This window comes from Nostoc sp. CmiVER01, from assembly GCF_034531135.2.
GTDB lineage: Bacteria > Cyanobacteriota > Cyanobacteriia > Cyanobacteriales > Nostocaceae > Nostoc.
Genome location: NZ_JAVRBU020000009.1, coordinates 177,970 through 198,600 on the forward strand (window position 1 = coordinate 177,970; position 20,631 = coordinate 198,600).

At 40.3% G+C, this 20,631-nt stretch carries 16 protein-coding genes; 6 read left to right on the forward strand and 10 right to left on the reverse strand.

What is annotated here, in order from left to right:
* Positions 1–273: 273 nt before the first annotated feature.
* Positions 274–2,562, forward strand: a complete 2,289-nt coding sequence (locus RMZ43_RS17065) for an amylo-alpha-1,6-glucosidase (RefSeq protein ID WP_322647384.1) — start codon at positions 274–276, stop codon at positions 2,560–2,562.
* A 312-nt stretch (positions 2,563–2,874) separates the two neighbouring features.
* Here RMZ43_RS17065 and RMZ43_RS17070 read toward each other — a convergent pair whose 3' ends face one another.
* The 4 genes from RMZ43_RS17070 to RMZ43_RS17085 all read right to left on the reverse strand — a co-directional run bounded on the left by RMZ43_RS17070 (position 2,875) and on the right by RMZ43_RS17085 (position 5,287).
* Entirely contained in the window at positions 2,875–3,555 is a 681-nt protein-coding gene (locus RMZ43_RS17070; RefSeq protein ID WP_322656050.1) for a hypothetical protein, read from the reverse strand.
* The gene (locus RMZ43_RS17075; RefSeq protein WP_322647230.1) at positions 3,555–3,758 is read right to left on the reverse strand and encodes a hypothetical protein; all 204 of its coding nucleotides are present in this window, start codon (positions 3,756–3,758) and stop codon (positions 3,555–3,557) included. Before RMZ43_RS17075 ends, RMZ43_RS17070 begins: the two co-directional genes overlap by 1 nt.
* Before the next feature lie 552 nt (positions 3,759–4,310).
* Positions 4,311–4,640 carry a DUF2973 domain-containing protein gene (locus RMZ43_RS17080; protein ID WP_322647232.1) on the reverse strand — a complete coding sequence of 110 codons (330 nt, stop codon included), beginning with the start codon at positions 4,638–4,640 and terminating at the stop codon, positions 4,311–4,313.
* Between the two features lie 329 nt (positions 4,641–4,969).
* Positions 4,970–5,287, reverse strand: a complete 318-nt coding sequence (locus RMZ43_RS17085; RefSeq protein WP_322647233.1) for a DUF2605 domain-containing protein — start codon at positions 5,285–5,287, stop codon at positions 4,970–4,972.
* A 414-nt stretch (positions 5,288–5,701) separates the two neighbouring features.
* Between RMZ43_RS17085 and thrS the strand changes: the two genes are divergently transcribed.
* Positions 5,702–7,543 (forward strand): threonine--tRNA ligase, encoded by a 1,842-nt coding sequence (gene thrS / locus RMZ43_RS17090; RefSeq protein WP_322656125.1) that lies wholly within the window; start codon positions 5,702–5,704, stop codon positions 7,541–7,543.
* Positions 7,544–7,959: 416 nt separating this feature from the next.
* A complete protein-coding gene (locus RMZ43_RS17095; protein ID WP_322656052.1) occupies positions 7,960–8,442 on the forward strand; it encodes a hypothetical protein in 483 nt (160 codons plus the stop codon).
* A gap of 588 nt (positions 8,443–9,030) precedes the next feature.
* Here RMZ43_RS17095 and RMZ43_RS17100 read toward each other — a convergent pair.
* The 3 genes from RMZ43_RS17100 to RMZ43_RS17110 all read right to left on the reverse strand — a co-directional run bounded on the left by RMZ43_RS17100 (position 9,031) and on the right by RMZ43_RS17110 (position 11,319).
* Positions 9,031–9,369 carry a hypothetical protein gene (locus tag RMZ43_RS17100; protein ID WP_322647235.1) on the reverse strand — a complete coding sequence of 113 codons (339 nt, stop codon included), beginning with the start codon at positions 9,367–9,369 and terminating at the stop codon, positions 9,031–9,033.
* 181 nt (positions 9,370–9,550) lie between these two features.
* Positions 9,551–10,351, reverse strand: a complete 801-nt coding sequence (locus tag RMZ43_RS17105) for an RMD1 family protein (protein WP_322647236.1) — start codon at positions 10,349–10,351, stop codon at positions 9,551–9,553.
* A gap of 692 nt (positions 10,352–11,043) precedes the next feature.
* On the reverse strand, positions 11,044–11,319 hold the full coding sequence (locus RMZ43_RS17110; RefSeq protein WP_322656053.1) for a hypothetical protein: 276 nt from the start codon (positions 11,317–11,319) through the stop codon (positions 11,044–11,046).
* A 1,267-nt stretch (positions 11,320–12,586) separates the two neighbouring features.
* On the opposite strand from RMZ43_RS17110, the gene RMZ43_RS17115 reads away from it, so the two are divergent.
* On the forward strand, positions 12,587–12,739 hold the full coding sequence (locus tag RMZ43_RS17115; protein WP_322647238.1) for a CopG family transcriptional regulator: 153 nt from the start codon (positions 12,587–12,589) through the stop codon (positions 12,737–12,739).
* A 1,010-nt stretch (positions 12,740–13,749) separates the two neighbouring features.
* Positions 13,750–14,154: a response regulator gene (locus RMZ43_RS17120; protein WP_322656054.1), complete on the forward strand. Its 405-nt coding sequence runs from the start codon at positions 13,750–13,752 to the stop codon at positions 14,152–14,154.
* Between the two features lie 193 nt (positions 14,155–14,347).
* Here the strand turns inward: RMZ43_RS17120 and RMZ43_RS17125 are convergent, their stop codons facing one another.
* Entirely contained in the window at positions 14,348–15,133 is a 786-nt protein-coding gene (locus RMZ43_RS17125; protein ID WP_322656055.1) for a hypothetical protein, read from the reverse strand.
* 112 nt (positions 15,134–15,245) lie between these two features.
* Positions 15,246–15,653 carry an SDR family NAD(P)-dependent oxidoreductase gene (locus RMZ43_RS17130; protein WP_322656056.1) on the reverse strand — a complete coding sequence of 136 codons (408 nt, stop codon included), beginning with the start codon at positions 15,651–15,653 and terminating at the stop codon, positions 15,246–15,248.
* 501 nt (positions 15,654–16,154) lie between these two features.
* On the opposite strand from RMZ43_RS17130, the gene RMZ43_RS17135 reads away from it, so the two are divergent.
* Complete coding sequence (locus tag RMZ43_RS17135) at positions 16,155–17,135, forward strand: aldo/keto reductase (protein ID WP_322656057.1); 981 nt, start codon at positions 16,155–16,157, stop codon at positions 17,133–17,135.
* Positions 17,136–17,476: 341 nt separating this feature from the next.
* Here RMZ43_RS17135 and RMZ43_RS17140 read toward each other — a convergent pair whose 3' ends face one another.
* Positions 17,477–20,200, reverse strand: a complete 2,724-nt coding sequence (locus RMZ43_RS17140) for a beta strand repeat-containing protein (RefSeq protein WP_322656058.1) — start codon at positions 20,198–20,200, stop codon at positions 17,477–17,479.
* Positions 20,201–20,631 lie beyond the last annotated feature (431 nt).

The following is a 20,631-nucleotide window of genomic DNA, read 5'->3' on the forward strand; positions in this document are numbered from 1 at the left end:
GATCTTTAAAACAAAATCGTATAATTAGGATAAAACAAATAATTTCCGCCCTATAAGTGCGGAGAGTGTCAATTGAAAGTTATAAATAAGTTTATAAATATCTGCTTATACGGGTTTGAGCGCTACTATGTTGTCAGCAGTAGTTAAGTGTTATTTTGGCTTCAATGGCTCAAGCAAGTTTTAGAAAGCGTCTTTTTTTTGAAAGTTGTGAGGGTCAGCAATCTTTACTCAGAAGACCACAAAAATATAGACCTGTACACGGAACTTTGGCTAATGACACCGGATACGCTAATCACCCCGGAAAAAATTTTCCTGGATGGAAAAACTTTTATTCCTGCTGAACAATTACCTATCCCGGAGTGGCCTTGTGTTGTGAGTGAAAGACCACAACCGACACTGACGGTTAAAGACGATGATTTATTTTTTGTGACGGATACTGTTGGGAACATTTCTGGCTGTTCCCTTAATGATGGCAATCCCAGCCTGGGATTGTTTTGCTGTGATACAAGATTTCTCAATCGTTTGGAGTTGCAAATTGAAGGGCGATCGCCTGTACTTCTCAGTAGTACTGCCGAAAAAGGGTTTTCGCTCTCAGCTTTGTGTACCAATCCCAGAATCGACGAACGGCTTAGAGCCGAAACTGTAGGAATTCGCCGGGAAATGGTTCTCAATGGCGCACTATTTGAAGAAATAGAAGTATCTAACTACAGCACAACTACTGTCAATTTTGAACTAACCATCAGCTTTGATGCGGATTTTGTTGATTTATTTGAAGTCCGGGGCTATGACAGAGAAAAACGAGGTAGGCTTTTACGTCTAGTAGAACCGACGGCTGAAGAAGGAATCTCTCTAGCCGATGGTGTTTCCCCTATACCCAAAGAGCCACCAACTTTTAGGGAAGAATCCTTAACACTCGCCTATCAAGGTTTGGATGGCTCAGTAATGGAATCCCGTATTTTATTTCAGCATCGCCAACCAAACTATTTCAAGGGTTACACTGCGGTTTGGCAGCTAGAGTTGGCTTCTCACGAAACTCAAAAATTGGGCTACCGGGTGAGCATGTTGAAAAACAACCAGTCTAGTTCAACCGTCAGCGCCGCCTTCACCTTAGGACAGGCGAAAGCTGCTGAGTTGATGGAGGAGCAACACTGGCTACAGCAAATTACACGCATTAGCTCAGATAAAAGCATTTTCAATCGAGTGATTGAACGGGCCGAGCAAGATATGTATTTGTTGCGTCAGTCTTTTGGCAAGCATAAGACAGTTTCGGCTGGAGTGCCGTGGTTTTCAACACTATTTGGGCGGGATTCGTTAATTACAGCTTCTCAAGCCTTAATGTTAAACTCAGAAATTGCCAAAGAAACCTTGATATTGCTTGCGGCATACCAAGGTAAAGTCGAGGACGAATGGCGCGAAGAAGAACCGGGTAAGATTTTGCACGAGTTACGTTTGGGAGAAATGGCTCGTTGTCAAGAAATTCCCCATACACCTTACTACGGTACAGTTGATGCCACTCCCCTGTGGCTGATGCTGTATGCCGAACATTATTCTTGGACTTACGATCACGAACTTTTAGAGCAACTTTGGCCGAATGCTCTAGCAGCAATGGAGTGGATTGATCGCAATACAAAAGAAACCAGCTACCTCAGTTACTTCCGTAAATCCAAACGTGGTCTTCCTAACCAAGGTTGGAAAGATTCTGATGACTGTATCGTAAATCATAAGGGAGAATTAGCTAACGGCCCAATTGCCTTGTGTGAAGTACAAGCTTATGTCTATGCTGCAAAAATGCGTCTAGCAGAAATCGCTAGGATGAAAAAGCGGCTTGATTTGGCAGATCGTTGGCAAGAAGAGGCCAGAAATCTTAAGATTCGTTTTAATCGAGATTTTTGGGTAGAAGATTTAGATTTCTGTGCTTTAGCTTTGGATGGAAATGGCAAGCCAGTAGACAGTATTACCTCAAATCCTGGTCATTGTCTGCAATTGGGCCTTTTCAACCACGAAAGAGCCTATAGTGTCGCAGAACGGTTGCGAGCGCCAGATATGTTTAATGGTTGGGGCATTCGGACTCTAAGTAGTTTGTCACCCGCTTACAATCCAATGGGTTATCACACTGGTTCTGTTTGGCCCCATGATAACGCTTTGATTGCAATGGGATTGCGATCGCTCGGTCTTATCGATCAAGCTTTAGAAATTTTCCAAGGTTTATTTGACATGACGAGTCAGCAGCCTTATCAACGTCCTCCAGAACTCTTCTGCGGCTATGAACGGAACGGTGATAATGCCCCTGTACAGTATCCAGTTGCCTGTACTCCCCAAGCTTGGGCTACTGGCAGTGTTTTCCAACTACTGCAAATGATGGTTAACTTGGTGCCTGATGCTCAAAATAACTGCTTGCGAATAATCGACCCTGCTTTGCCAGAATCGATTAATCGCCTGTCATTTCATAATTTGCGAGTCGGCCCTACCATCCTCGATTTAGAATTCGAGCGTTCTGGGACTACGACGGCTTGTCGGGTTGCGAAAAAACGCGGTAATTTGCGGGTAGTTATTGAAGCTTAGGAAGGGAGTAGGCAAAGACGCGATTAATCGTGTCTGTACTAGGGAGTAGGGAATTCCCTATTCCCTATTTTATGCTTGGTAATATGACTTGAAATTCAGCACCTACGCTGCTTATACCATTTCACGAAAAATTTTATACAGATGTAAACTCTGAAAGCCTTGCTGCATCTAAATTTTTTAATTGCAAATTGCGTTAGCGCAGCGTTCGCGTAGCGTCTCGTAGAGAGGAACGAGCGTCATTACGTTAGCGTGCGGGGCAAAGCCCATTGCGAATTGGTATTAGTTTTACTATCTACTCCAACCAACGCAGTATTAGTCTGCTTCATCGCCAGTGTGCAGAGTTTTTAAAAGCTGCTCTATAAGCTCGATCAATTCATATACATAATTTTGCGTAATTTGTGTAGTTTTGAAACCATGAGCAATAGAATTACGTAATGGGAGTGCATTCATTAGTAACTGATACTCGGATTTTGAAATTACACCTTCAGTTACTAATTGATTTACTAAGTAGGGCGGATCAAATTTTTTTAAACTTAGCTCTTCCTTTTGGGCAAGAAGTCTCAAAGTTGCTTCTACTAATGACCAGGAATATAGGAGAGCTAATTCTGGATGTTGCGTTGTAAGTTGCTTTACTAGTTGCAACTGTGATTCTATTTCACGCTCTTGAAGAGAAGTCTCTGCTTTGGGAGAATACGTTATATCCTCCGAGTTGATCATTACTAATTCAAATCTCCAACCAGGATGCTTTTCTACCGCTTGAGCTAAATTACCTAAATATTGATTAGAATAAGAGTTAAGTGAAGAGCGTGACTTGACTTCAATAACTACATTTTCTTCTCCCCGACGTACTATCATGTCGGGGCGATAGTGATTAAGAAAATTAGGCAAGTCTTCTGGATTTGGATGAAAAAAAACTTCGTAACCCTTTTCCCGATACTCCTCTGCTAGTTTCAGCAATCGCTCTCTTTCTAAGTTTGCGGTTGGAGTTTCCATTAAATAATTACCTCCTGGTTAGGAGCATCAATTACGACAATATATAAGAATTCATTGCCACGAGAAAAACCCCCTGCCAATGTCGAGGTCATGTTTTCTATTCTAAAGTTACTTGACAAATTCCTCTTTCTAACTAGGAGATCGCTTACTTGATTATCATCGACATAGGCTAATCCTTTAATTGCATCTTGAATAGGCTTCACTATATTGTCTACATCCATTTATATCGGAATCATAGAAATAGGTTATCTGGAGCATAACCCACCCAGTAGCTATTTTTTGTTCCGAAGACCAGTATTTTTTAGCCTCTTGTAGTACTGTCTTTTTCCAATCTTCAAGCCGATTGCCCTTACCACGCTTACGAGCCTGTTGTGATACTGGTGGGCCATCTACTATGAACTAAAATCTGGTCAATAAATTTTTAAATAATAGATTACAGGTTATTATATGCTAGTAACCTCGAAGATAAACAGATAATTCCCGTTATTTATAACAGAGGAATGCTGCGGTTACTAACTGTTGCTGCGTCGCTTCGTCGCTGAGTGCTTCACAAATTATCTCATCACTCACACCATGCCTTTTCAGGCTCAACCTGTACCAGGTGAACAACATAATGTTAAATTACCAGCCTAGCAATGCGATCGCCTCAAGTTCAAGGATGGTAAAAAATTTCTGGTATAAGAACGGTTAAGGATGTAAAACAACAATAATTTACACCCAAACTGCTAACAGACGCGATTAATCGCGTCTCTACGTTACGCTTCCTCAGAATTATCTCTTTTATGTCCTGGGGATGCTTCGTAAAGTGCATCGAGATGTTGACGCGCATCTTCAACGTTAATCGAACGCATTACCAAAAGTGGCTCTTTAATTAACTTACCAGCGCTATCTAATAATTCTGGATGGGGTACAAATTGTTTTCTTGATGAATAATAACCATAGTTGCCTTGATTATTTATTGGCGAGGAATTTGTCGGGTAAGTTCGCTCCCGATCAAAACTGAACATGATCAAGTTACGAATTAAGTTGCCAACAGCTATAAATGCAAGGATTGTAAAAGCAAGAATGTAAAGCAGGTGTAACATTAGATTTTCCTCCAGAACAACAATTTTTAAAAGTTTATTTTGATTTTGTAACGCTTTGTTTCGCCGACACTGTAACTCATAGTTAAGATGAGTATTTGACACACTTTTTGTGCGATTACATTTATATGAAGCTATTTGTCAACCGTTATTCCACTTACGGTAGCATAGGATACATTGCTTTGTTAATCCAAAAAATGTTAAGAAAGTGTTAAGAGCTATTTACTATTTCTTTAACGGCTGATTTACCGTTTTGTGTAGACGCAAAGAGGGTTGTTGTTATATATCGTTAAGTAGGCTGCCAAAATTTAACAGATGCTCCCATTTGTTGCTTAGGCTTCACGCGTTTGGCGAAAGCGCATTGCAACATTCCAGCATTCTGTTACTAATTGATGCCAAGGCATTAACGTTGCCATATCAATTCCAACTTGTTTATCAGTAGCTGAAAACAGCATCTTCGCCGTATTTAGTTCATCTTGCGCTTGCTTAACCCGCAAAAGCAAGTCAGATTGCTCTTGATGACTCATAAATGATAGTTGTTCGGTTTCGAGTAAATGACGCGATCGCGTAAACCAATGCTGAAAATCTTCCAGCAGGGGTTCTAAAACCGTTCCTAGCAAATTAGTCCCTGGTAAATTTGAGTCTGACATAAATGAGAAGAATATTTCAAACTTTCTTACTAATATTAACGTTATTTACGTTTCTTAATATCTTTTTTAATTTTCTCATAATTTGCGGATGTGGAATTTTGTAACAAACAATACATAAATTATTATATAGTCTTGCTATTGGGTTTGTACAGTGCCTTTGGAGAGGCGTCTATAGGTATAGCTGACAGCAAGTTGCTTTTCTAAAGATAATTTAGCGATGTCTACGACGGGCTACGCCTACGCATGGAATCCTGAATTTGATACTCAGCGAACCGATGAAAAATTTATCTTTCTCCCCTATCACAAATTAAGCCAGTAGTTAGAAGATAAAGGTGAAAAAAGCAAAAATCAAAGTCGTTATAGTTGAATAAGCCTACAGATTCAGATAAATCACCTTTTGTAATCACTTCGTCAATGGTTCAGCAGCCAATGTCGCCAAATTCATCAAATCAGTCAGAACAAGTTGAAAAAATTTATTTACCGCGTACCAGCGAATCAGAAAACTTAAAGAAGATTCGCCACACTGCTTCCCATGTTATGGCAATGGCAGTACAAAAGCTGTTTCCCAAGGCGCAAGTTACAATCGGCCCTTGGATTGAAAACGGTTTTTACTACGACTTCGACAATCCAGAACCATTTAGCGAAAATGATCTCAAAGCCATCAAGAAAGAGATGGCGAAGATTATTAATCGCAAGTTGGCGGTTATTCGAGAAGAAGTCAGCCGCGAAGAAGCCCAACGCCGGATTCAGGGAATTAACGAACCTTACAAGCTAGAAATCCTGGCAGATATCAAAGAGGAACCTATCACGATTTACCACCTGGGGAATGAATGGTGGGATTTGTGTGCTGGGCCTCATCTGGAAAATACCAGTGAATTAAACCCCAAGGCAATTGAACTAGAAAGCGTTGCTGGTGCTTATTGGCGTGGGGATGAAACTAAAGCTCAATTACAACGCATCTACGCTACCGCTTGGGAAAGCCCAGAACAACTCGCTGAATATAAGCGACGTAAAGAAGAAGCACTGCGGCGAGATCACCGGAAACTGGGTAAGGAACTGGGATTATTTGTATTTTCTGATTTAGTGGGGCCGGGTTTACCTTTGTGGACACCCAAAGGCACTCTGTTACGGAGTACTTTAGAAGATTTCCTCAAGCAAGAACAGTTAAAACGGGGTTATTTATCTGTAGTAACGCCTCACATTGCCAGAGTAGACTTATTTAAAACCTCTGGACACTGGCAGAAATATAAAGAAGATATGTTCCCTTTAATGGCAGATGATTCCGAAGCTGCTGCACAGGAACAGGGCTTCGTCATGAAGCCGATGAACTGCCCCTTCCACATCCAAATATATAAGAGTGAGTTACGCTCTTATCGAGAACTACCGATGCGCTTGGCGGAATTTGGTACTGTTTACCGCTACGAACAATCAGGAGAATTGGGTGGTTTAACACGGGTGCGCGGTTTTACTGTAGATGATTCTCACCTGTTCGTCACCCCAGAACAGCTAGATAGTGAATTCCTCAGTGTGGTGGATTTGATTTTGTCGGTGTTCAATAAGCTGCAACTGAAGAACTTTAAAGCTAGACTCAGTTTCCGCGATCCAGCTAGTGATAAGTACATCGGTTCAGATGAAGTTTGGGACAAAGCCGAAGGTGCAATTCGCCGTGCAGTTGAAACCTTGGGAATGGATCACTTTGAAGGTATTGGAGAAGCGGCATTTTATGGCCCCAAACTCGACTTTATCTTTAGTGATGCCCTAGAACGGGAGTGGCAATTAGGAACTGTGCAGGTAGATTACAACTTGCCAGAACGCTTTGATTTGGAATACGTCGCCGAAGATGGTGTTCGCAAACGTCCAGTGATGATTCACCGTGCGCCTTTTGGTTCGCTAGAACGACTAATTGGGATCTTAATTGAAGAATATGCGGGCGATTTCCCTCTGTGGTTAGCGCCAGTGCAAGCTAGATTACTGCCAGTAGGTGATACACAGCTAGACTTTGCTAAAGATGTGGTGGCGAAGATGCGTGCATTAGGAATCCGTGCAGAAGTAGATACCAGTGGCGATCGCTTAGGTAAACAGATTCGCAATGCAGAGAAAGAAAAAATACCCGTGATGGCAGTGGTGGGAGCTAAAGAAGTAGAAACCAACACCTTGAGTATCCGTACCCGCGCTTCTGGAGAATTGGGAGTTATCCCTGTCGATGAGGTGGTGGATAAGATGAAGGATGCGATCGCTAAGTTCGAGAATTTCTAAAATCTAACCGCAGACGCACACTAATTATAATTGGTGTGCGTTTTGTCTAGTAGATTAGACTATCGCCTAGCTGGTAGGTTTTGGTGAAGATGCAATGTCTACGATGAGCTTTTCTACGTTCGCGCAGCGTGTCGCAGACAGACGCTACGCGTAGCTTGCTTCCCGAAGAGTACGCTTACGTAACGTATTTAATATCAAGGACTCATTGATGGATTTGAATGAAAGACTCATTAACGGAGATAAATCTGGAAGATCAAAAAGTATCACAGACAACAAAACTATTCTCAATCACCACATCCAAGAAAACTTTTCGAGTTACTCAACACTGATAGGATTGATTAAAAGACTTGTGGAATCTGCTCTTCCTAAACAGACTGGACTTGCATAAATTACTGTCAACAATTTTGACTTACATCATGAACCGCTTTACCTCTATTTTGCTCGCAGGCTTGATAGCATCTGCATCAGCTTTGGCTATTTCTCCAAAAGCTGATGCTAATACACCAGCGTCTTATCTTGCTGAGTTAGATAGCTACGGCTATCAACGCAACGATGATCGGAACTACGAACGTTATAGTCGTCACCACAGAAATGGTGATTATGAGCGTCAGAATGACCTTCGCAACATTCGTGACAATAACTATCGCTATGAGCGCGATCGCAATCACCGCTATGAGCGTGACAATAACTATCGCTATGAGCGCGATCGCAATCACCGCTATGAACGCGACAATAACTATCGCTATGAGCGCGATCGTAATCACCGCTATGAGCGCGACAATAACTATCGCTATGAGCGCGATCGTAATCACCGCTATGAGCGCGATAATAACCTTCGTAACATTCGTGATAATAACCGTCGCTATCAAGAACGCGATCGCGATTGGGGTCGTGGTTAATCCTTTTACCTATTTATACGAGTGGCTAACTGCAAACCTTTGAGTGACAGGTGCGACATCTCCGTATCTCGTACTTCAGAGCGTTTCGCCTTAAGTCATAGTCCTTTAAAACCTCACCCTGTCCTGACGGACATCCCTGTGCTTGATAAGGAGAAGGACAGGTTTTGCATAGCAAAAACAAGGTGAGGTTTGATTGGGCTTAGGACTTTTGCGTTGATAATAAATCCCGCAAATATGCGGAAGTTAAGAACTATATCTTTTGTAGGGGCACAGCATTGCCTATTTCTGTAGTTTACCGCCGTAGGCATCGCAAGATAATTAAGAAAAGCCTGAAAACTTCCTCAAGACCGTTAATTTACATCAAGATGCATTTATACAGTGCGTAAGTCTTAAATACTACAATAATTTCAAAATATCCGGTTAGAGTAAAACAATTGGCTTGATATTACGGCAAAAATGGGAAATTTTGCTTGAGATAAATTTTCCCATTTGAGCCAATGTCTGATAATGCCGGGTGAGAAAATTGGGCGATTTTGGAAAAAAGTAACTTTAGCAGAAGAATGAAAGAGAGTTGAGAAGCTCAACTCGCTAAAGTTCAATTAACTTGAAGCCCCAAGGTTTGAGAGCCGCTAGAGCTATTTCAGGATCTACACCTTCATAAGTCTCCCATTCCAACGGATGCTCTTTAGGATGTCCGTCACCGACATTACCTGCAACTTTGATTATCGGACAATTGGCGATGCGATCGCGCTCCAAACCTCTTGGAATTGCTAGTTGGATTTTGTGACCGATAAACTTTGCTGTACTTTCATTAGCTACAGATTCACGGATTAAACAAATATCACCAGCAGTTCCCCAAGTAGTTTGGTAAATATGGAGGAACGATATATAGGTGGCTGGTTTGATGGGTTTTTTGAGAACGTGCATTATCTGTAATCCTTACACTATGAGTCAAAAATCATAAATCATACAAGTATTTTCTATCACGTTCGTAGGGAAGAATGTTTTTAATTAACATTTTGCACCTAGCCCAGATGATTATAAATCGTCTGATAGAATATAGCAGTTTTCAGTTAGTCCAATAGGTTTACGCTTTCCAAATTTAGCGTTAGCCTTTGAAAATGATGTCGTATAGTGACAAAAGAATCTCTACTACAATTAGAATTACCACATACCACTCTACTCGCTGGCTACTGCTATGCTGCATGAATTCCAGCACCGTTTGTGCAGTTTGGGAAATTAAATCTAGTTTGCGTTCTAGAGCATGGTGACGTTCACGGATTTCGTATTCATCCTCCAAGCGCAGATATAAGTTTTCTAGCTGTGGAGATTCCCAGAGTAATTCAGGCTTATCAATAATTTCTACTTGACCAACAATCTTATGTTGAACTAATAAAGTAGTCCCAAGTTGACGCAGTAATTCCCGGCTCTGGCGTCTACTCCTGTTTTCACGCTGGAGACTAGCTGCAAAGGGTTCAATTTGATCAAATACACCCGCTAGGCTGGTTTCATAGTGAGACAGCACAACACTCTTGGCGAGAATATCAGCCACTATCTGCAAGCGTTCTACACTAAATTCATGCAGCGAAATTTTTCCTTCTTTAACTCGCTCACTCTCTGCTACGTTGAGATGAATTTCTACCTCTTCTGTTTCTGGGTTGGCAAAAGAGCCACTAACTTGAGAGGATAGTTTGGTCAAGAAGGCTGCCTTTTCCACTGGCTCAAGGTTAAACAGGACAACTGCACCATAGTTCAGCAGTACCGCACAGCCGTGTTCACCGACTGAAATTATTACTGGCATAGTCGCCAAGCAAACGTAATTCTCCAAGTTCTGTAAGTTAATCTTTTTACCAAGAAATAGAGCCTGCGCTCTAAATCTATCTCTATCATTAAAAAGGAGTTTTTGCATTGTCGCCCTATGAGATTCTGCCTGCTGAACTGCTCAAGTAGCGATGTCTACGACGGGCTACGCCTACGTAATTCATGCCTGTTATTGGAGTTCGCTACCATCTCAGCTTACCAATAAATCTATCCAGCACAACCTTAGTAAGGGTTACAGTACTCTTAAAAATCCGGTTTTTTAGCTATGCCTATTATTTAAATAACTTTAATTCCTCAATTATTAGCTGCCTTTTTATGATAAAAGGATGTAATGATCTAGCTTGTAATCATAATTTTTTTACCAGTTACTACAATCAATTATTTATCAGGCGATCGCCTGCTGGCCATAAGAGCTAAAATCACCGCTTGGTAAGCTGTATGACTAAATAATTGGTACAGCAAATCATAAGCTCATTTTTAATGAACGTAGTCTTAAAGAACGAGGATTCAGCATATCAGACGCTCTTTAAATTATGAATTATAAATAATGTTGACATAGGTAGATCTTGTTTACATTTCTACGTCAAGCTTATTTTAGATAAAATTGATTCTGTTAGCTAGAAGCCTTCAGGGTAGCTACCTAGCAAACCTAGACACCAGAAGAATCGACACACTTTAGCTGCGTTTCAATGTTATCTACCGCTTTTGCTCAATGCGAATCAAGCATGAAACTTATCGTCAAAAATCTCTAAGTAATTTTCTTTAATTGTTTAGTCTTAATTAATACTGAAGTTTGAAAACGATAAGACCGACAAGTACGACAAGACCTAGCGCTCTCCGAAAATAATTAACGCCTTGGAATAATTCCAGCCACGCCCAAGTAAACAAAGAACCATAAGCTACTAGGTCTAACAGTGTATTGATTTTGCCGCTTGTAAAAACTAGAGTTAGTAAACTAGTTACTATCCAAACAATAAGCGGTAGATTTGGCATCTGAGCTATAACAATGTTACCTTCGTCATCGCGGAAGGTTTTATCAACTAATGTATTTTGCATGATTTTTAATTACTAGTTAGACTTACAAAAACGACTAAGTACTCTCGTGAGAATAGATTTGCAATTAAATCCAAATCCTGTAATAATATTAAATCATTTAAAACGGTCTTTTAAACTATCTAATTGCTGATGTTAGAGCGGTAAAGCATATTCCTATATGACTATGTTAAGAGGTATAGGAATCGTATTTGATTTTTGAAATTATCTCCGTGGGCGGGGAGTGGGGAGTAGGGAGTAGGGAATAGGGAATTAGGCTTTTAATTTGTACCGAGCTTTTTCAGAAATCAAACATTAGTCCTATATACTCACACTATATCTGCCGAAATATCTGTCAGGAGTTTTTTGCCATTTGGAGCAATTGTAATAACTTTTACCTCCTACCTTCAGCAAGAACTGCCTCAAAATCCATAGTTTTATCCTTTATCTGAAAAAAAACTGCTGTATATGTGAAGTTGAAGAGCAATCTAAAATGATTCTTGCTCAAGAGGCATGAAAGTATCTTAATTTAAACAGCTAAATTAAAAAGGTTAAGAAATTAATAATTATAAAATTGATTACAGAAAATCTAATTTTATTTTTTACTTAAAATAGCAAGATTATATTCAGCAGTTTTTTCATAAACCTTTTGTTCACCTCATCAGTCTCGATTTCTGTCTGATGTACTTGATATTTCCAATTAGTTCATTATTTGATTATGATATGGCACGCTGAGGAATCAAGGATATACGTGTTTTTTGGGTAGTTGCTCTTTTCCCCTTGTTCGGGCCATTAGTGTATCTGTGTTTACGTCCGTCATTACCAGAAAGTTTGTTAAAAGAGCGTCACGCCACAGCAAATAGCCCGTTATGACAATGCTATTGTTCTTTACCCAAAGGCAGAAGGGTGAGTAAATGAGCCAAAATGTAGTTGTCTAGTTTAATTGCGTAGGCGTAGCCCGCCGTAGGCATCGCTGCCTTAATTGCCCTAATATCTCCAATGTACTACTATAGGTTGGGCTTCTGATATGGACTAGGGTATATTTCAGTAAATTGCTTAGTCTTTGTAAATTTATTCTATACTACCTTGGTACTGGCTTTATAGTTGCTACTTTTAAGGCAGTTAAACTTTATATTCTAAAATAGACTTTACATCTTGACTATTATTTGGAAAAACATATTCGTTTGCTTCATCATTTCTTGAATTAAAATTCCTTGATAATACCCATGTAGTAACAGATTAAGTGATTGATATTAGAGAAGTAGTTGAGAAATCGAACTTGTCTAATATTATGAATAAGAAATGGGCTGTTAAACGACTTACAATAAACCTTACATCAGGTGAGGCTGAGAAGTTAGAAAAATATTGCTCAAACACTGGCAGACCAGCAACCGATGTAATTCGGGAATTAATTCGCTCTCTTCCAACTGAAAACGAAGAGTAAAAAACCTTAAAGAAAACGAAACCTAACCAAGAAAGGAAATAAAAGTTTCAATGAGCTTGATGCTAGACAAGACTTGTCAGCAAGAGATAGTTTTTCCAGGGGGAAGGAAAAGAGGAATTGGGGCAGGTTGCGTTTTGCTAAGGAGAAAGTTTCCCCTTTTCACCCTGCGCTCCTGGCTCCATTGTCTATAAAGGTCACAAATTTCGGCAAATTGGCAACTGATGTTGTGCTGTTGGAGCTTCAATAGAGATATCAACAGCGTTAGACAGTGAAAAAGTTGTGGTTTGAAACACACCTTTAACCCTGCATCACTTCTCCCGCTCTATGCCAGTTGTTGTATAAGTGCTGTTGAACGCCTCTACATTAGTGATACAGTACTCAAAAGAGTTCAGTTCCCGCTCTACAACTGGCTAGAAATGACATAAAAACTACATAGGACTTGCAGATTTCTTCGAGGATGAAGCATTATTTGCGTTTTGGAGTTAGAGAGCGATCGCGCCCTCTTGCCCAACACCGTAGTTAATCGCCAAACCATCGCACCTCTCAAGAATATCGAAAGCCATGTGTTTATGGACTTATAGATCACAAGCACTGCGATCGCATTTATTTATAGCGTTTCTCGTTTACGTGAGATACACCCTACACCTCATGATATAATCTTGTACAACATCTGAATGGGAACTACTATATTCAAATCATCACTAATAGTTTGATCGACAACTATAAAACGAATTTTATCTCAATTTTTTCTTTGGCAATTAATCCATAGATAGAGACTGCTTTACAAGGAAAAGCTTTAATTTATATACTTAATAAATCTTTTACGTAACTCAATCATATTCAGTTTTTCCCTCTGCCCCTCGCCGCCTGCTCCCTTGCCTCTTTTTACCGTTGATTATATACTTCTGACTTTTCACCGCATCTGAAAAATGTCATTTTGAGGGTTTCTCAAGCGCTGATTTTATCATTAGCAGGTAAAAGTCACAGAAAGTTATAATAAAATAACATTTATGGAACCTTCTGGAACTCTTGCTGGTTTAGATATTCTGGTAGTTGAGGATGATGATGATACTCGCTTCTTCATCACTACTGTGTTGGAAATGGATGGAGCAAAAGTTATAGCAGTGATATCAGCAGATGCGGCACGCCAAGTTTTATCTGAATTGCAACCCGATGTTTTAATTTCTGATATCGGATTGCCTGGGGAGGATGGCTACACTCTCATCCGCCAAATTCGTGCGCTCAAACCAATGAATGGTGGACGAGTTCCGGCTATTGCTTTAACAGCCTTTGCTGATAGTGAGGATCGTATCCGTGCCTTGGAAGGTGGCTTTAACACTCATGTATCTAAACCCATTGATCCTGAAGAACTAGTTGAGATAGTGGCTAGCTTAGTTGGTTCTTGTAATTGGTAATAATGAAGCGCTACTGTTCAATTACTTCTTCTTACCCATTTTTCCACATTTATAGAACAACGCCATTTTAAGGCAGATATAACGGTTCCCATGATTATATCGCCGGGTGTAGAAACATGGCACTGACGTATCCTTACATAAACGAGAAGCGTTATGAAGCGTTATATTTAATTTGCTATTTTTTAAAATTTCTCTAGTTCAATATTTTTGCTGAATCCCTAATGTCTCGATGCCATCGTCCGTCTTCACCCAGTCCAGGAATTTCGTTAATGCCTAAGGTTTTTCTCAAAGCTAAATACGATTTACCTTCTTCCGTAATGTGAAAATAATTTTTTAAATCGCCTTCTCCATCTTGTTGAACTTTTTCAATTCCTTTACCCACAAAATTATTAATAAATCCCATTGCTCGAAGATGCTTGAGTTCCATTGCTAAATCATCGTCAAACTTAAAGTTAAATTCTTCTTGAGAATTAAGCTTAATTAGATGCTTAAGTTCATTGCCATCAATCAGATATCTAACTAAAAATTGCAATGTTGCTGATTGTTGCTCCTGAAGCAAGTCAATCCGTTTTTGTTGTGTATTCAGTTCGGCGATTTGCTCATCTTGCAACTTATTAATGTCATCCCTAACTTCTTGCTTGAGTCTCCTTAGCGCAATTCCCGTACCTGAAATTGAGATATCATCTATGTTGTCTAGCAAACCTGAGTTAAACAGCAAGATCAAACTAAATATAATAACTTCCGTATTTCCAATTCTACGGTTTTCTTGAGGAGGCGGGGTAGGAGTAACTACGATAAAGAGTAAATACAATAATCCTGTGATCGATGCTATTTTTAGAAACCACCAGTTCATATTTCGCTTAGGCTTTTCTTTGGGTAAGCTAGTGTTGGAGTCTAATGGTGACAAGGGCTGTTCTGAACTGCGCTCAGATTGTTTAAAAGCTAGTCTTTTGAGCGTTTCTAGCTCTTTATTAGCCATTTGGGTTTCGCTGGTGGAATAAGGGACAGAAGATACTGATTGTGGATGCTGGATAGGCAAGCGCTGCCTTGGTAAAAGATGTGCAGCGCTATCCACTCAACAACTAACAATTTTAAACGCCAACAGGCTGCTCATTGAGCAATTCTTGTATCACTTCATCCACCGTCTTTTTTAGATAAACGGCTCGTTCGTCTACTGCCCTTACCCAATCAATAGGAAACCAGTGGTGTTGTCCATCAGGAGCATTATTCTTTATCAATTTGATGTACTCCAGAGTCATTACATCCATTGGGCCGACAAAATCAGTACCAGCATTGTTGATTAAGATGTCGATCGCTCCAAAGCGATCGCGTACCTGTTGTATCATCTGCTCGACCTGAGTTTTGTCAGTCGCATCACAAGGTATAGCCAGAACCTCTCCACCTCGTTGTTCTAGTTCAAGACGCGATCGCTCCAATTCTTGTGGATCGCGGGCACAAATCGCCAAACGCGCTCCTGCTTGAATCAACTGGCGTGCCATAACTAGCACTAGCCTCCGTGAGCCACCTGTAATCAGTACAGTTTTACGTTCAAGTTATAGATGCGTTCGCGCCACCACCGATCCAATAACAGTGAAGTCAACAATACAGCAATGATGACTAGTGTAAAAATAGGTAGATTTTGATAATTTATATTCATAGATTTGATGGATAGAGTTGAAAAAGAAGCAAGAGAGAAGAGGAATTGGGACAGGATTTTTGTTTTCCTCAATTTACTTAATTCGATTCAATCTTAAGAGCCTAATTTCTGCCTACTAAAAAAGAAGTAGTCTTTACGCAATTATTTCTATCCAATGATTTAAAGCTCTGTGAACAAATACTGCATTTTTAGATACAAATGAAATTATTAAGAAAACCAACAGTAGTGAAAATGCTCAAAATACCACTAAAGAGCTAAGACAAATTCCTGTAATTTAGGTAACATATCCTTGTTTATTTTAATACTGATGTTCACATAAGACTTAATAGCTGGTAAATTTTCAATGAAAACTAGAAAGTTAGGCAAACAAGGACTGGAAGTTTCTCAACTGGGACTTGGTTGTATGGGAATGTCTGAGTTTTACAGTGGTCGTGATGAATCTGAAGCGATCGCGACTATCCATCATGCTCTGGATCTTGGAGTGAATTTTCTCGATACTGCTGATATGTATGGGCCCTTCACTAATGAGCAATTAGTCGGTAGAGCAATTAAAGATCGTCGAGAGCAAGTAGTATTAGCAACCAAATTTGGCAATGTTCGTACCGAAGAAGGTGGTTGGAAAGGAGTTAATGGCACTCCTGAATATGTCCAAACAGCTTGTGATGCTTCACTTAAACGTTTGGGAGTAGAAGTTATTGACCTATACTATCAACATCGAGTTGATCCAAACGTGCCAATTGAAGATACCGTAGGGGCAATGGCTCAATTGGTACAGGCTGGTAAAGTGCGCTATTTAGGGCTGTCGGAAGCTGCCCCGGCAACAATTAGACGAGCTGCGGCAGTTCATCCAATTACCGCGCTACAAACAGAGTATTCTTTATGGAGCCGCGATCCAGAAGATGAAATTTTACCTACTATACGAGAACTAGGAATTGGTTTTGTTCCTTACAGTCCTCTTGGTCGTGGGTTTTTATCAGGAGCCATCACCCGTCCTGAAGACCTTGCAGCAGATGATTACCGGAGAAATAATCCCCGGTTTCAGGGCGATAATTTCTATAAAAACCTGCAATTAGTTGAAAAAGTCAAGGAAATTGCTGATGAAAAGCAAGTCACACCTAGCCAACTTGCTTTGGCATGGCTACTGGCTCAAGGTGAAGATATTGTGCCCATTCCTGGTACAAAGCGGCGCACTTATTTAGAAGAAAACATTGCAGCAACTGAGATAGTTCTAACTACAGATGACCTCAGTCGAATTGAAGCAATAGCACCAAAGGGGATTACCGCAGGCGATCGCTATCCTGATATGAGTACTGTTAATCGCTAAGGAAGATCCAAAAAATAAGTAGGTAGGTTTAATTAAATTAGGACTTACGCAAGAGTTACGGAATAACGAACCTTATTAGGCGCAGAGTACACGGAGAAATCATAGTTTGAGAGATATTTTGCGTAAGTCCTATAAATATAACTCTTGTGGGGTGGGTCGAAAAGCCCGCCTAGCTTATGCAAGTTTATTTGGGGAACAGCTTAGTTGTTCCGTCAAACTTGATCTGTACAAGAATTGCGATCGCTCACTAAAATGATTTGCATTGAGTAGTCGAATGCGAGATACTAAAAATATTACCTCGCAAACCGTATCGCTTGCTGATAAAAGAGCGCTAATTCCGATTAAACAACCACAAAATTGTTTTCGGTTAATGACAATCCAGTAGATAATTGTGCAAATTTTACCTGAGTAAACCCACAAGCACTGCCATCTTGATCAAAGAACAGTCCACCTGTAGCGCTGTTATAGATAAATCGCTGAGTGTTAGTGGTTGCAGATGTTCCGATGGTAAACTGATTTGCTTTGAGTGAACCTGATGATAACCCCCCACCAAAACCAACAGCCGATACCTGAATCAGTTGATTAGTCGTGTTGAAGCCATCAATACTATCAATGCCTTCGTTGTAACTATTGAAACCAAAGATACTAGTAGTAGTACTAGATGCTGTCTCGAAGATGAACGTATAATTATTGAAGCTGAGGCTATCATTACCTTCGCCACCGTAAAGGATGCTATTACCTGAATAACTACTAGCAATCAAGGTATCGTTACCTGCACCGCCAATAATCGTATCATTACCACCCTCGCCCGACAAGGTATCGTTGCCATTGTTCCCCACAATCAAGTCATCGTAGTTTGTACCTGAGATATCTAATCGTTCGATATTCTTGTAACTAACTCGATTCGTGCTGCTCGTAATTGATCCAATGTTACTAGTGGCATTGAATGTCGTTGTGATTCCTTTGGTACTACTGTAATAGAGTAACAACAAATCGTCACCCTTACCTCCATCTATCGTATCATTGCCACTATTGACGCCGTTCAAGGTATCGTTGCCATTGCTCCCCACAATCAAGTCATCGTATTGTGTACCTGAGATATTTAATCGTTCGATATTCTTGTAACTAATTCGATTCGTACCGTCCGTAATTAAGCCAGTGTTAGTAATGGCATTGAAACTCGTTGTGATTCCTTGAGTTGCGGAGCCGTCATTGACAGACAACAAATCGTCACCCTTACCCCCATCTATCGTATCATTGCCACTACCTGTGGAGAGCGTATCGTTGCCATTGCTCCCCACAATGTTGTCATCGTATTCTGTATCTGAGATATCTAATTGTTCGATATTCTTGTAACTAACTCGATTAGTACTGTCCGTAATTAAGCCAGTGTTAGTAGTGGCATTAAATGTCGAAGTAATTCCTTGAGTTGGATTGTAGTAATGGACGGACACCAAATCGTCACCCTTACCCCCATCTATCGTATCATTGCCACCATAGCTGCCGCCGTTCAAGGTATCGTTGCCATTACTCCCCACAATCAAGTCATCGTATTCTGTACCTGAGATATCTAATCGTTCGATATTCTTGTAACTAAGTCGATTAGTACCGACCGTAATTAAGCCAGTGTTAGTAATAGCATTGAATGTCGAAGTGATTGCGGTAGCATAGGTGTAATCGAGGCCAAACAACAAATCGTCACCCTTACCCCCATCTATCGTATCATTGCCACCATTGCCTGTGGAGAGCGTATCGTTGCCATTGCTGCCCACAATCAAGTCATCGTATTGTGTACCTGTAATATTTAATTGTTCGATATTCTTGTAACTAACTAGATTCGTAGGCGTGGTAATTGATCCAATGTTAGTAGTAGTATTGAATGTTGAAGTGATTCCTGCGGTAGCATTATAGTAATTGCCAGACAACGAATCATCACCAATACCTCCATCTACTGTTTGAGTCACTAAAGAAGAGGGGTCAGTATATGGGTCTGTTATTGAGATGCCTATCTTTAAAGAGTCATTGCCAGCGCCACCAGAGAGGAGATTATTACCTATTGAATAGTCAGCACTTAAGCTATCATCACCAGCGCCACCGTTGAGGGTGTTATTGCCTGTTGAAGAGTCAGCACTTAAGTTATCATCACCAGCGCCACCGTTGAGGGTGTTATTGCCTATGATTGGACTGTCAAGGCCAGGTATAATTGAGCCTCGCATAACGAAGTAGTAACCAGAGGCAAGTAGATTATCATTTCCATCGCCACCAGAGAGTAGGTTATTGCCTTGTGAATTGTTAACATTCAAATTATCATCCCCAGTACCGCCAACGAGGGAGTTATCCCCAGCATCACCAATGAGCGTGTCATTGCCCACACCACCAATGAGAGTATCATTCCCTGTACCACCTCTGAGGATGTCATTGCCACTTAAGCCATCGATTTTGTCATTACCGCCCTGACCATTAATTACGTCATCTGAATCATCTAAACCCGTAATGTTGTTATCGAGGTCATTAAGGAAGGTAACAGTATTTTTGATGCTCAGGCTAGTATCTGTGGAGTTGGCATCAAAGATATGAAAACTGTCGGTGATGCTAGTTTCCCCATTAAACAGGATATTGCCAACAGCTGGTCTTGCACCAGTTGCTTTCAGGTTCTGCAAGTTTTCTAATTTGAAGTTTTGTAGGATGAGTTTACTATTAATTTTTTCAAAGCTGATTTCCAGATTGCTGCCGTTCTGGGTCAGCAAAAGATTTCGGGCAGTGAACGAGTCATTGTTTTGAAATTTTAAGGTATCCACTTCGGCAATGACTGCTGCTGTCGGGTTTGTTCCTTTACCGACGCCACCGAAATCGGTGATGATATTAGTGCCATTGAAGTAGCTCTTGTAAATAAATTTATCCTTACCGCCCCCACCAGTCAGGGTGTCGTTGCCCTCGTTACCTATAATGGTATCATTGCCCTCATTAGCTATAATGATATCGTTGCCTGCAAGACCCCTAATTGTGTCCGCGTTAGAACTACCTACTAGGGTATCGTTCTTATTGGTTCCAATTATATTCGCCATAACTTTTACCTACCTAAGTTGATTTTTTCAGTAACTTCAGTTCTCAACCTTGAGTTTAGTACTGTTTTTGGGCACAAAAATTCGTCTCACTTTGACGTTTTCGGCATATTTTATATCTCAAGAGTGAAGAACAGTAATATTCATCAAAGATTCACCTGGTCAAAAGGCTTTTTAATCGCACTTATCTAACTATCAAAGGACAAGAAGAGTTTTAATCGCTATACAAACTCATGAGCGCGTGCATTTAGTCAAACACATAGTTTCAAACTTTTTTCACTAATATTTAATCAATCATGAAAGCTGAAAAAAGCTCGAAGAATCAAGATGAATGTCTACAACTCACACTTTACAATTTGTTTTTTTTCAATGGGTAATTCCTACTACTGTGAAAATAGAAAAGAGTTCACTCTTGATAAACAAAAATAATTTTA